This is a genomic window from Nocardia amamiensis NBRC 102102 (genome assembly GCF_001612745.1).
Lineage (GTDB): Bacteria > Actinomycetota > Actinomycetes > Mycobacteriales > Mycobacteriaceae > Nocardia > Nocardia amamiensis.
Window position 1 is genome coordinate 1 of the sequence record NZ_BDBA01000261.1, and the last position, 13,434, is coordinate 13,434.

Here is a 13,434-nt window from a genome sequence, read left to right on the forward strand (position 1 = left end):
GACGGCGGCGCGTCCGGCGTCGGCGTCCTTGAGCGCGCTGATCGCCGCGTGCGCGGACTCGTCGGTGTGCGCAGCGATGGCGTCGGCGAGCGGACCCAGCGCGGCCGCGACCGCCGCCTCGTAGCCACCGTGCACACGCAACAGCGCCGAGAGCGGGCCGAGCAACCCTTGTTCCCGGTTCTCCACCAGCCAGGCCACACCGTCACGCCGGGCCAGGTTCATCCCGAGCGCCTCGATGCGCGCGCTCAGCGACGCCACCCGCTTGCTCGCCTCACGGTCCTGTTCGCGCAGTTCGGTGACGCGCTGATCGGCCAGTTCCAGCGCCTGCACCGCGTGCTCGTGCTGAGCGTCCAAGCCCACCTCGCCCGCGTCCAGTTCGGCGAGCTCGGCCTGCACCGTGTCGAATTCGGCCTGCGCGGTCTCGCCGCGTTGCCTGGCCTCGGCGATGGCGCTGGAGAGCCTGGCGATCTCGGCGTCCACCGACTGCGCCCTGGCCCGCAGGGTGTCGACCTTCCCGGACAGCCGGGCCAGGCCTTCGCGGCGGTCGGCGATCGCCCGCACGGCGGCCAGATGCGCCTGTTCGGCGGCTTTGGCGGCGTGTTCGCGTTCGGCCAGCTGGTCCCTGGCCGCCTCCAGCGTCTCGACGGCGATCTCGACCGCCTCGCGCAGCTCGGCCTCCTCGGCCTCCACCCGCTCGGCCTCGGCTTCCAGCTGCTCGGGGTCGCGCCCGGTGCCGACCGGGACCGCGGTGTCCAGGTGACGGGCCCGGTCGCCGGCGATCCGGATGGTCGCGTTGACCCGCTCGGCCAGCGCGGAGAGCTGGAACCAGATCTGTGCGGCCGCCTCGGCGCTCGGGGTCAGCCGGGACAGCTGGAATTCCTGCTCCGCGAGTGCCGCGTTGGCGGCGTCCAGCTCGGATTGCACGGTGATCTGCTGCTCGCGGGCGTAAGCCTCCTTGCTCTGCTGGCTTTCCAGTTCCCGGCGGCGGGTGACCAGGTCGTCCGCGGCCAGGCGCAGCCGGGCGTCGCGCAGATCGGCCTGCACGGTCTGCGCTCTGCGTGCCACCTCGGCCTGCCTGCCCAGCGGTTTGAGCTGGCGGCGCAGTTCGGTGGTGAGGTCGGTGAGGCGTGCCAGGTTGGCCTGCATCGCCTCGAGCTTGCGGACCGCCTTTTCCTTGCGCTTGCGGTGTTTGAGCACGCCTGCGGCCTCTTCGACGAACGCGCGGCGGTCCTCCGGGCGCGATTCCAGGATCGCCGACAGCTGGCCCTGTCCCACGATGACGTGCATTTCCCGGCCGATACCGGAGTCGCTGAGCAGTTCCTGCACGTCCATCAGTCGGCAGGAGTTGCCGTTGATCTCGTATTCGCCCGCGCCGTCGCGGAACATCCGCCGGGTGATGGACACCTCGGCGTAGTCGATCGGCAGCGCGCCGTCGGAGTTGTCGATCGTCAGCGTGACCTCGGCGCGGCCGAGCGGGGCGCGTCCCGCGGTGCCCGCGAAGATCACGTCCTGCATCTTGCCGCCCCGCAGCGCCTTCGCGCCCTGCTCCCCCATGACCCAGGTGAGCGCGTCGACGACGTTCGATTTGCCCGATCCGTTCGGACCGACCACACACGTGATGCCCGGCTCCAACCGCAGCGTCGTCGCGGACGCGAAGGACTTGAAGCCCTTCAACGTCAGGCTCTTCAGGTGCAAGTTCGACGACCTTTCCGTATTCGCCCGGCCCGCGGCCTGCCCGCGCTCGGCAGCGCTTTCGGCAACCAGCCATGGTATTCCGTCGCGTGCCGGAACCTTCTCAGGCCCGACAGCGCGCGGCCGCGGGCCATGTCCGTAGGTTATCGACTCGCCCCGGGATCCCCCGCATTGCGATGTGCCCCAGGTTTGCCGGGACGGCCTGTATCGCTGTCTACCGCGCTCGGTCGTCCCGCGCAACGCGAGCATGACACATCACGAGGCCGTCCCACCGCAGTGCGGGAAGGACCATACGGGGTGTGCCGACCTGCCGCACGCCCGACCGGCCGCGCCGCACCGACGCCGAGCAGTCTCGAACTGGCACTGACGCCGCGCCGTCCCGCCACATACGATCCCTCTGATTCGCCAGCGGCACGTTCTGGAGCGCACCAACCATGTCTGCCCCCTCACCAGGGTCTCCCACGGCGTTCCGCCTTGCCCGCATCGCGGCGCTCGTGCTGGGCAGCCTGGTGTTTCTGCATGCCTGCGGGCGCAGCAAGAGCGCGGTGCTCGGCGACGTGTGGGGGGAAGTCGTCGTCGCGGCCGTGTTCGCCGCGGCGGCGCTGGGCGCGGCGTGGTTCGAAATCAAGTCGAGGGCGCAGGAGCGGGAGGAAGACACCGCACGTCCCGGCGTCGAAAGCGGGTGGGACGACGACGCGAGGCGGGCAAAGGCTCCCATTCATGGGAATTTTCCCCGGTCAGGCCGCCGATCCACAGTCGAGGAGTACGTGGAAGACGAGCCGGACGAGCGGGCAGGCCGCGCGGCGCGGTCGGTGTCCATGACGCCACTCAGAGCGAACGACCAGTCGGAATCCGATGAATACTCCCAGCGTCCCGATCTCGTCGCCGGGATAGCGCGGACATTGCGGATCGGCCGCAGTGGCGCTGCTGACGAACGTCCACTGCTGTCCACCTGGAACTCCGTGACGAAGTGGGCGCGGCGCGGCGATCCCGACGAGGACGCCGACCTCGACGATCTCGGCGACCACGACGAGACCGAGCAGATCACGCGCACCGAAACGGGTGAACTCGTCGTCGAGTCCGGCAAGCGGACGATCCGCCTCAAGATCGCCCGCTCCGGTGATCTCGTGGTGCACGGCCGCGCGACCGATGGTCCGTATCCGCGGTGGGAATGGCGGTGGACCTTCCAACCCGACGCGTTCCCCGGCATTCGCGCCGCGCTCGGCGACCGGTCCGGTGATCTGCTGGACCTGCTCGAGGAAACTATTCCGTGGCTGGACGCCGGCGCGCGCCATGACCCGGGCGCATGGCTGCGTGCCCACGACATTCCCGGGACCTATCGCGAGAAGGGCGTCAGCTCCGCTCAGGTCACCCGCGAACTTCCCGTACTCCGGCCTGGGCCTGCGCCGCATCCGGGCAAGCCGCATCGCCAATCGCCGGAAGACGCACCCAGACGCCCGCGCACGACGCCCCCCGAACCGGCAGACGACCGCGATGCCGGTTTTCCTGCCCGCCGGGAAAGACCTTCGACCCCCGCCCGAGCCGCAGACCCACTACCGTCCCGCCGAGAAGGCCGCTCCCGGCGCGAGAGCGCCGAACCGCGAGCCTCGTCCCGCCGCACAGGCGACGACCGGCAATCCCGTAGTGGCGCCGCCAGACCTGCGCAGCGGTCCGGCGACGACGGACCGCCCCGCTCGGCGCGCCGCCGCCGCGACAATCCCGATCCGGCCCAGCCCAGTGGCCCGTTTCCGCACACCGCCGCCGAAGACGCGCAACCACCCTTGCACCCCACCCCAGGGCGTCCCGAGCTGCCACGACGTCGACGTCAGGACGCAGCCGACGCCCACCCATCGCCGCGAGAATCCCGCCGCCAGCGAAACCCCTACGCCGCTCCCGACTTCGATTCGCCGCCGGGGCGACGCGCCCAGCCCGAGCGCCCACGGCGCGACCGATTCGGACAAGCCTGAGCCAGCCGACGACCCACGGCCAATGTCCGCCCGCGCTCCTCGCAGCGTCGAACAATGCTCACGGGGTGATCAGCCGAATCGACCCTTGGCACGGTGGTAGGACACGGATCGCCGGGCCACGAGGGTCGGCGGAGAATCCGGCTCAGCTAGCGCGGCGGCCGCAGCGACCACCCTCGAAGCCGGTCAGCACGCGGAACGCGAGGACGGCGCCCCATGGACCGATCACCCACATCGGCCAGAAGTAGGTGAAGGCGCCGACGCCGACGGAGATCGCGGCCCAGATCACCAGCACGAGCACGCTGACGCCGAGCCACGTGCCGCCCTCGATGCGCTGCCAGATCGGGATGCGCGGCCGCGGGCCGACCGGTTCGGCGGCGTCCTTGGCGAGCTCGGGCAGATCGGAGAGCACCGAGCGCAGGTCGTCGCGGATCGTGCTGGCGTACACCTCGGCGACGCGCTGGTCGTACTCGGCCGCGTCGATCCGCCCGTCGGCCATGTGCCTGCCGAGCAGACGCACCACGGCCTCGCGTTCGGCATTCGAGGCCCGAGTACCGGTGGAGATGTCCATGCCTGGTCCTATCGATGCTCCATAGTGGAATATGAACCCCAGCATAACACTCCAAAGTGGAACGTCAACTTGTCGCGGCTTCCCCACGACGGAAAAGCCGGCCTCCGCACGGCCCGGGCGGTAGCGTTCGGGGCCTCGGGTACAGGAGTATGGACAGGTGTTCAGCTCGCGGGCCCGCCGAGCGGCCGGACCGCGTCATCGGTGAATTCGCCCAGGAGGCACAGATGTCGGAAACCGTGCGTGGGATCGTGGCCCGGAGCAAAGGCGCACCGGTCGAACTCGTCGACGTGGTGATTCCGGATCCGGGACCGCACGACGTGGTGGTGCGGGTGCAGGCCTGCGGGGTGTGCCACACCGACCTGCACTACCGCGAAGGCGGGATCACCGACGATTTCCCTTTCCTGCTCGGCCACGAGGCGGCAGGCGTGGTGGAAACCGTCGGCTCCGCGGTCACCCACGTGACACAGGGCGACTATGTGATCCTCAATTGGCGCGCCGTCTGCGGCGAGTGCCGGGCATGCAAGCGCGGCCGTCCCTGGTACTGCTTCGCCAGTGCCAACGCGAGCAGGAAGATGACACTCACCGATGGCACCGAACTGACCCCCGCCCTCGGCATCGGCGCGTTCGTGGACAAGACCCTGGTACACGAAGGCCAGTGCACCAAGATCGACCCGGAAGCCGACTCGGCGGTGGCGGGGCTGCTCGGCTGCGGCGTGATGGCGGGCTTGGGTGCGGCGATGCACACCGGCAACGTCTCACGCGGTGACAGCGTCGCGGTGATCGGCTGCGGCGGTGTCGGGGACGGGGCGATCGCCGGTGCGCGCCTGGCCGGAGCGAAGACCATCATCGCGGTCGACCGGGACGCCCGGAAGCTGCCCTGGGCCGAAGAATTCGGCGCCACCCACACGGTCGACGCGACCACCGAGGACGTGGTGGAGAAGATCCAGGAGTACACCGACGGCTGGGGCGCCGACGTCGTCATCGACGCGGTCGGCCGGCCGGAGACCTGGAAGCAGGCGTTCTACGGCCGCGACCTGGCGGGCACGGTCGTCCTCGTCGGCGTGCCGACCCCGGAGATGGTCATCGAGATGCCGCTGCTGGACCTGTTCTCCCGCGGCGGCGCGCTGAAATCCTCCTGGTACGGCGACTGTTTGCCGGAACGCGACTTCCCCGCCCTGATCGACCTGTACCGCCAGGGCCGCCTGCCGCTGGACCGCTTCGTCACCGAACGCATCGGACTCGACGAGGTGGAGCAGGCCTTCGGCAAGATGCACACCGGCGACGTGCTGCGGTCGGTGGTGGTCTGGTGACCGCCCGGATCGACCGTGTGGTCACCTCGGGCACCTTCACCCTGGACGGCGGCACCTGGGCGGTGGACAACAACGTCTGGCTGGTCGGCGACGACGCCGAGGTGGTCGTCATCGACGCCGCGCACGACGCCGATCCGATCGTCGCGGCGGTGGCGGGCCGGGCCGTCCGCGCGATCGTGTGCACCCACGGGCACAACGACCACGTGACGGTCGCTCCCGAACTCGCCGAGCGCTTGGACGCACCGATCCTGCTGCATCCCGGCGACGAGCCGCTGTGGCGCATGACCCATCCGGATGCCGGGTATCGACCACTCGCGGACGGCGAGCGAATTCCTTTGGCGGGCAGCGAAATCCATGTCCTGCACACACCGGGCCACTCGCCCGGATCGGTCTCGCTGCATTTTCCGGAGGCGAAGGCCGTGTTCACCGGCGACACCCTGTTCTCCGGTGGGCCCGGCGCGACCGGTCGCTCCTTCTCGGATTTCGGCACGATCATCGAGTCGATCCGCGATCGGCTGCTGACGCTCCCGGAGGAGACCACCGTGTACACCGGCCACGGCGACTCCACCACCATCGGCGCCGAGCAACCCGGGCTGACCGAATGGATCGCCCGCGGGCACTGACGACCGCGGGCGACACGACATTGCCCGCGGTCGCCGCCGCCAGCCTTTCCTGGCTCGGACCGCACTCATCGGCGCGGTCCCTTGCCCCCACGCGGCCGATACCTGAAGATCACCGCGGTACCCACAGGCATCGAGAGAATCCATCCCCGCGCCGGGCGCGCCGACGCGCCTGGCGGCAGGACGGCGATCAGGCGCGGTATGGATACCGGCGGTCCAGTACCAGGTTCAGCTCGAGCACATGCACGCGCGGCTCGCCGAGGAATCCCAGAGTCCGGCCGTCGGTGTGCTCGTCCACCAGAGCGCGCACCTTCTCCTCGGAAACGCCCCGCGCCTCGGCGACGCGAGCCACCTGGATGGCCGCGTACTCCGGGGAGATGTTCGGGTCCAGCCCGCTTCCGCTCGCGGTGACGGCGTCGGCCGGGACCGCCGGGTCGGTGGGTGCGTCGCCGTAGATCGGCACGATGCGGCCGACCGAGTAGTCCTGGCCGGGCTGGGCGCATTCGACCCGCACGCCGCGATAGGTGTCCAGGAACGGCTGCGCCGGGCATGCCTCGTTCACGCTGACCACCTGCACCGGATGCGACACGTCACCATCGGCGTCGCGCGGACCTATCACCGAGAGCACCGCGCCCACACCGTCTTTCGTGCAGAACGGACGGCTGCCGTCGACCCCCTCACGGTCGCCGACCTCCTTGCTCCGGGTGCACACCTGGGTCAGCAGACTCTCGCGCGACTCGGTGTCGACGATGTCCTCCGGACCGAGGTTGCTCGCCGCGGTGGACAGCGGGTCGTACCCGTCGCCCGCGGCGGACGGACGGCTCTGGAAGTACTGCACCAGAGCGGCGCCGTCGGGGTCGGTGAACGACTGCCCGATCAAGCTGGAACCCACGGTCGTCGCGTTCGCGTCGACCAGCGAGCCGTCCGCCTTCTCACGCAGTCCGGGCAGCTGCGCGACCGCGAAAACCGCCAGTGGATAGACGATTCCGGTGATCGCCGTGAGCACGAGCAGCGCGCGCAGCGCGGCGAGATGTTGCCGGATCCAGGTCGAATAGCGCATGTCAGGACATCCCGGGGAGGAATTGGACCACGAGGTCGATGAGTTTGATGCCGAGGAACGGCGCGATGATGCCGCCGAGCCCGTACAGGGTCAGGTTGCGGGTCAACAGCTTCGAGGCGTTCGACGGCCGGTAGCGCACGCCGCGCAGCGCCAGCGGGATCAGCGCGACGATGACGACGGCGTTGAAGATCACCGCGGACAGGATCGCCGACTGCGGGCTGGCCAGCCGCATGACGTTGAGCAGGTCCAGGCCGGGGAACAGCGTCACGAACAACGCGGGAATGATCGCGAAGTACTTGGCGATGTCGTTGGCGATGGAGAACGTGGTGAGCGCACCGCGGGTGATCAGCAACTGCTTGCCGATCTCCACGATCTCGATCAACTTGGTCGGATCGGAGTCCAGATCGACCATATTGCCCGCTTCTTTGGCCGCCGAGGTGCCGGTGTTCATCGCGACGCCCACGTCGGCCTGGGCCAGGGCGGGCGCGTCGTTGGTGCCGTCGCCGGTCATCGCGACCAGGCGGCCACCATCCTGCTCCTTCTTGATCAGCGCCAGCTTGTCCTCCGGCGTCGCCTCGGCCAAGAAGTCATCGACGCCTGCTTCATCCGCGATCGCCTTGGCCGTCAACGGATTGTCGCCGGTGATCATCACCGTGCGGATGCCCATCCGACGCATCTCGTCGAACCGCTCGCGCATGCCCTGCTTCACCACATCCTTGAGGTGGATCACGCCGAGCACCCGGGCCGCGCCGTCGGCCACCTGGCCAACGACCAGCGGCGTGCCGCCCGCGGCGGAGATGCCGTCGACGGTCGCGCCGAGTTCGTCGGGCACCGCACCGCCCTGGGCGCGTACCCACTCGGTGACCGCGCTCGCGGCGCCCTTGCGCAGCTGGCGGCCGTCCAGGTCGACGCCCGACATGCGGGTCTGCGCGGTGAACTCGACCCAGTGCGCGTGGGTCAGCTCGCCCGGCGTCCGCTCACGCAGACCGTGCGCAACTTTCGCGTAGACGACGATGGAGCGGCCCTCCGGCGTCTCGTCGGCGAGGCTGGAAAGCTGTGCGGCGTCGGCCAATTCGTCCTGGCTCACGCCCGGAACCGGGACGAAGTCCGCGGCTTGGCGGTTGCCGAGGGTGATGGTGCCGGTCTTGTCCAGCAGCAGCGTGTTCACATCGCCCGCCGCCTCGACGGCACGGCCGGACATGGCGAGCACGTTGCGTTGCACCAAGCGGTCCATGCCCGCGATGCCGATGGCCGACAACAGCGCGCCGATGGTCGTCGGGATCAGGCAGACCAGCAGCGAGACCAGCACGATGCCGGTGACGCCGTGCACGTCCAGCGCCGAGCTGTCCGGCACCCCGGGGTTGTTCGCTTTGCTGAAGATCGCCAGCGGCTGCAGTGTGCTGACAGCAAAGACGAAAATGATGGTCAGCGCCGCGAGCAGGATGTTCAGCGCGATCTCGTTCGGCGTCTTCTGCCTGCTCGCGCCCTCGACCAGGGCGATCATCTTGTCGATGAAGCTCTGGCCCGGCTCCTGGGTGATTCGCACGACGATCCGGTCCGACAGCACGGTGGTGCCGCCGGTGACCGCGGAACGGTCGCCGCCGGACTCCCGGATCACAGGAGCCGACTCGCCGGTGATGGCCGACTCGTCCACCGAGGCAATGCCCTCCACCACGTCGCCGTCACCCGGGATGACCTGGCCCGCTTCGACCACGACGTGATCACCGGGGCGCAATTCCGGTGCGGCGACCCGCTCTTCGACGACCCGCCCGCCCGGCGACCAGTCCACCAGCCGCCGCGCGACCGTGTCGGTCTTGGCCTTGCGCAGCGTATCGGCCTGCGCCTTGCCCCGGCCTTCGGCGACTGCCTCGGCCAGGTTCGCGAAGATCACCGTCAGCCACAGCCACACGACGATCGCGAAGGCGAAGAAGCTCGGATCCACGAGCGCGAGGATCGTCGACCACACCGCACCCAACTCGACGATCAGCATGACAGGGTTGCGCCACAGGGTGCGCGGGTCGAGCTTGCGGACCGCGTCCGGCAACGAGGTCAGCAGCATCTTGGGGTCGAGCACTCCGGCCTGGACGCCCTTGCCCCGCCGCGGATTCTGGTGTTCGGCCTCCGCGGAGACATTCTTTTCGATGACGGGACTGGACATGTCAGTGGATTCCTTCGGCGAGCGGCCCGAGCGCCAGCACGGGCAGGAAGGTGAGCGCGACCAGGATCACCGTCACACCGACGACCATGCCGACGAACTGCGGCCGGTGCGTCGGCAAGGTGCCGATCGACTCGGGAGTGGTGCCCTGCTGCGCCAGCGAACCGGCCAGCGCGAGCACGAAGATCATCGGGAGGAAGCGGCCGAAGACCATGGCGAGGCCGAGCGCGGTGTTGTACCACTCGGTGTTGCCGGTCAGGCCCGCAAACGCCGAGCCGTTGTTGTTGGCCGCGGACGTGAACGCGTACAGCACCTCCGACAGGCCGTGCGGCCCGGAGTTGAGCATGCTCGCCCGTTGTCCCGGCAGCGCCATCGCGGTCGCCGTGCCGACCAGCACGATCAGCGGGCTGATCAGGAAGTAGGACGCGGCGAGCTTGATCTCGCACGGCGTGATCTTCTTGCCGAGGTATTCCGGCGTGCGCCCGACCATGAGGCCCGCGACGAACACCGTGATCACCGCCAGGATCAGCATGCCGTACAGGCCCGATCCGACGCCGCCCGGCGCGACCTCGCCGAGCTGCATGTTGAACAACAGCATCAGGCCGCCGAGGCTGGTGTACGAGTCGTGGAACGAGTCGACAGCGCCGGTCGAGGTCAGCGTGGTCGACGCGGCGAAGGTGGCCGAGTCCGGCACACCGAATCGCTGCTCGACGCCCTCCATCGACGCTCCGATCGCGGTCGGCACGGTGCCGTGGTGCTGGAGCTGGAACAGGGTGGTCAGCGTCACGCTGAGCAGAGCGATCGTCCCCATCACCGCGACGATCGCGTAGCCCTGTTTGCGACTGCCCACCATCCGGCCGAAGGTGCGCGGCAGCGAGAAGCTGATCACCAGCAGCAGGAAGATCTCCAGCCAGTTGGTCCAGGTGGTCGGGTTCTCGAACGGGTGCGCCGAGTTGGCGTTGTAGAAGCCGCCGCCGTTGGTGCCGAGTTCCTTGATCACCTCTTGGCTGGCGACCGGTCCGCCGGTGATCGTCTGCTGGGTGCCGTTCAGGGTCTGCGCCACCTGCTCGTGCAGGTGGAAGTTCTGGATCACGCCGCCCGCGACCAGCACGATCGCGAACACGAACGAAATCGGCAGCAGGATGCGCAGCGTGCCGCGCACCAGATCCACCCAGAAGTTGCCCAGGTCGCCGGTGTGCCTGCGGGCGAACCCGCGCACGAGCGCGATGGCCACCGCCATGCCGACCGCCGCGGAGACGAAGTTCTGCACCGCGAGCCCGGCCATCTGCACCAGGTGTCCCTGGGTGGATTCACCGGAGTAGTTCTGCCAGTTCGTGTTCGTCACGAAGCTGACCGCGGTGTTCCAGGCCAGCGCGGGCGTCATCTCGGTGGCCGGGTCGTTCAGGTGCAGCGGCAGTTTGCCCTGCACCAACTGGAAGAAGAACAGGAACAGGATGCCGATGGCCGAGAAGGCCAGCACGCTGCGGGCGTACACCGGCCAGGTCTGCTCGACCTCCGGCTGCGCGCCGATCGCGCGGTAGACCAGTCGCTCGGCGCGAGAATGCTTACGGCCGTTGTAGACCCGGTACATGTAGTCGCCCAGCGGTACGTGCACCAGCGCGAGGGCCAGAATCAGGGACGCCACGAAGGCGATCCCCGCGGTTGTCGTGCTCACTCAGAACCTCTCGGGGAACAGCAACGCCGCGACCAGGTACACCGCGACGCCGACAGCGAGAACCAGACCGATCAGATTTGCGGTCACAGCTTCTCCACCCCGCGCTGCACCAGTCCCAACAGTGCGAACACCGCGATGGTGAGCACCGTGAACACCACGACCGACATGACTCGTCAACCTCCATCCGCGCGCCATGCATCGGCGCATCAGAGGCAGTGAAGCGCCCGCACTGCGGTCTCGGCCGCTTCCTGACGACTTCTTGACGCCCCGATGCTCGGCATTTGCGGTTCATTGACACGCCGGACAAGGCCGCAAGTATCGCGTCAAAGTACGCGGCTCGACTGTCAACACACCGTAAAGATCGAGGTCGGCGCCTGCGATGAAGGTAGAAGTGGAGTGCCGGCCAGGCGGAAGACTCCCGCGACCGGTGTCATCGGTCGGAGAAGAGAGGGTCCATGTTGGCAACGGCTGTCGTCGTCGGATTCATTTGCTGCGCGCTGATCATCCGCCTGCTCGGGGCCCGCGAACAGGCACGGGGCCCCCAGGCCGTTGTGATCGAGGCGGAGGTGGCGCGGCGGTGACGTGCGACCGGACCCGCGCGCTTCATCCGCGCGATGCGCACCGGGTTGGGCGGGTGCCGTTCGGCGGGAAGGCGCGGCGCGCGATGATGAACGCGTGAGACGCGGTCAGTTGCGGATCTACCTCGGCGCCGCGCCGGGTGTCGGCAAGACCTACGCCATGCTGAGCGAGGCGCACCGGCGGCTGGAGCGCGGCCGCGACGTGGTGGCCGCTGTGGTCGAGACGCACGGCAGGGAGAAGACCGCGCGGCTGCTCGAAGGCATCGAACGGATTCCGCCGACGATGATCGAGTATCGCGGCGCCACCTTCCCCGAACTCGATGTCGAGGCGGTGCTGCGGCGGGCCCCCGCCGTGGTGCTGGTCGACGAGCTGGCGCACACCAACGCGCCCGGCAGCACGCACGAGAAGCGCTGGCAGGATGTGGCCGACCTGCTCGACGCGGGCATCGACGTGATCTCCACGGTCAATGTGCAGCACCTGGAGAGCCTCAACGACGTCGTGGAACAGATCACCGGCATCCAGCAGCGCGAGACCCTGCCGGACGCGGTGGTGCGCGGGGCGGACCAGGTGGAGCTGGTCGACATCACGCCGGAAGCGCTGCGGCGCAGGCTTTCCCACGGCAACGTGTACGCCGCCGAGAAGATCGATGCGGCGTTGCGCAACTACTTCCGCGCGGGCAACCTCACCGCGCTGCGCGAACTGGCGCTGCTGTGGCTGGCCGACCAGGTCGACGCCGCGCTGGCCAAGTACCGGGCCGATCACAAGATCACCGAACTGTGGGAGGCGCGCGAGCGCGTCGTGGTCGCGGTGACCGGCGGGCCGGAATCGGAGACCATCGTGCGCCGGGCCAGCCGCATCGCCACCAAATCCAGCGCCGACCTCGTGGTCGTGCACGTGGTGCGCGGCGACGGCCTGGCCGGGGTCTCCACCGAGCGCCTTGCGCGGCTGCGCGAGCTCGCGGCCAGCCTGGACGCCTCGCTGCACACCGTCACCGGCGACGACGTGCCCACCGCCCTGCTCGAATTCGCCCGCGAGACCAATGCCACCCAGCTGGTGCTGGGCACGTCGCGGCGCTCGCGCTGGGCGCGGATCTTCGACGAGGGCATCGGCTCCACGGTGGTGCAGCTCTCCGGCAAGATCGACGTCCACATGGTGACCCATGAGGAGGCCCACCGAGGATTCCGGCGCTGGGTGCCGCAACTGCGTCGTCCGGTGGCCGCGTGGCTCGCCGCGGTCCTCGTGCCCGCCCTCGTGTGCGCCCTCAGCGCCGCGTACCTGGATGACATGCTGGATCTCGGCGGGCTCAGCGCGGTGTTCGTGGTCGGCGTCGTCGCAGTGGCGCTGCTGGGTGGCATCGTGCCCGCGTCGTTGTCGGCGCTGCTGTCGGGCCTGCTGCTGAATTGGTTCTTCGCGCCGCCGCGCTACAGCCTGACCATCGCCGAGCCGAACAGCTTCATCACCGTGGTGGTGCTGCTCATCGTCGCGGTCGCGGTGGCCGCGCTGGTCGACCTGGCCGGGAAACGAACCAGACAGGCGCGCAAAGCCTCTCGGCAGGCAGAGCTGCTGACCATGTTCTCCGGCGCCATCCTGCACGGCGCGGACCTGACCGAACTGCTCGAGCAGATTCGGGAAACCTTCGCCCAGCGCGCGGTCAGCCTGGTGGCAGGCGACCACATACTGGCCGAGGTCGGCGCCGATCCGCCGCAATCGCCGTCCGGCGCGAACACCGTGGTCGAAGCGGGCGACGCCCATCACTGGCTGCTGCTGGCGGGCCGGCCGCTCGCCGCGGCGGACCGTCCGGTGCTCAA

General features: G+C 69.2%; 11 protein-coding genes. 5 read left to right on the top strand and 6 right to left on the bottom strand.

What is annotated here, in order from left to right; genetic code table 11:
* On the bottom strand, positions 1–1,695 hold a 1,695-nt coding region (locus tag NA4_RS34175), incomplete at its 3' end, for an AAA family ATPase (protein WP_157129471.1).
* Between the two features lie 431 nt (positions 1,696–2,126).
* Between NA4_RS34175 and NA4_RS34180 the strand changes: the two genes are divergently transcribed.
* Positions 2,127–3,659 (top strand): hypothetical protein, encoded by a 1,533-nt coding sequence (locus tag NA4_RS34180; protein ID WP_157129472.1) that lies wholly within the window; start codon positions 2,127–2,129, stop codon positions 3,657–3,659.
* Positions 3,660–3,801: 142 nt separating this feature from the next.
* Here the strand turns inward: NA4_RS34180 and NA4_RS34185 are convergent, their stop codons facing one another.
* Positions 3,802–4,227, bottom strand: coding sequence for a DUF1707 SHOCT-like domain-containing protein (locus tag NA4_RS34185; protein ID WP_067479564.1), 426 nt, complete (start codon positions 4,225–4,227; stop codon positions 3,802–3,804).
* Positions 4,228–4,451: 224 nt separating this feature from the next.
* Here NA4_RS34185 and NA4_RS34190 point away from each other — a divergent pair, with 224 nt between their 5' ends.
* Complete coding sequence (locus tag NA4_RS34190; RefSeq protein WP_067479566.1) at positions 4,452–5,537, top strand: S-(hydroxymethyl)mycothiol dehydrogenase; 1,086 nt, start codon at positions 4,452–4,454, stop codon at positions 5,535–5,537.
* Positions 5,531–6,160 carry an MBL fold metallo-hydrolase gene (locus tag NA4_RS34195; protein WP_373862862.1) on the top strand — a complete coding sequence of 210 codons (630 nt, stop codon included), beginning with the start codon at positions 5,531–5,533 and terminating at the stop codon, positions 6,158–6,160. Before NA4_RS34190 ends, NA4_RS34195 begins: the two co-directional genes overlap by 7 nt.
* Positions 6,161–6,347: 187 nt before the next feature.
* Here NA4_RS34195 and NA4_RS34200 read toward each other — a convergent pair whose 3' ends face one another.
* Genes NA4_RS34200 through kdpF form a run of 4 tightly spaced genes read right to left on the bottom strand, consistent with a single transcriptional unit; the run spans position 6,348 to position 11,254 of the window.
* Positions 6,348–7,217, bottom strand: coding sequence for a potassium-transporting ATPase subunit C (locus tag NA4_RS34200; RefSeq protein WP_067479571.1), 870 nt, complete (start codon positions 7,215–7,217; stop codon positions 6,348–6,350).
* A gap of 1 nt (position 7,218) precedes the next feature.
* On the bottom strand, positions 7,219–9,375 hold the full coding sequence (gene kdpB, locus NA4_RS34205) for a potassium-transporting ATPase subunit KdpB (RefSeq protein ID WP_067479573.1): 2,157 nt from the start codon (positions 9,373–9,375) through the stop codon (positions 7,219–7,221).
* Position 9,376: 1 nt separating this feature from the next.
* Positions 9,377–11,047: a potassium-transporting ATPase subunit KdpA gene (kdpA, locus tag NA4_RS34210; protein ID WP_067479576.1), complete on the bottom strand. Its 1,671-nt coding sequence runs from the start codon at positions 11,045–11,047 to the stop codon at positions 9,377–9,379.
* Positions 11,048–11,254, bottom strand: coding sequence for a K(+)-transporting ATPase subunit F (gene kdpF, locus NA4_RS43880; protein WP_084497709.1), 207 nt, complete (start codon positions 11,252–11,254; stop codon positions 11,048–11,050).
* 248 nt (positions 11,255–11,502) lie between these two features.
* Here kdpF and NA4_RS43390 point away from each other — a divergent pair, with 248 nt between their 5' ends.
* Together NA4_RS43390 and NA4_RS34225 are read left to right on the top strand one after the other, a co-directional pair.
* Positions 11,503–11,628, top strand: coding sequence for a hypothetical protein (locus tag NA4_RS43390; protein WP_281180094.1), 126 nt, complete (start codon positions 11,503–11,505; stop codon positions 11,626–11,628).
* 94 nt (positions 11,629–11,722) lie between these two features.
* On the top strand, positions 11,723–13,434 hold a 1,712-nt coding region (locus NA4_RS34225; RefSeq protein WP_067479580.1), incomplete at its 3' end, for a sensor protein KdpD.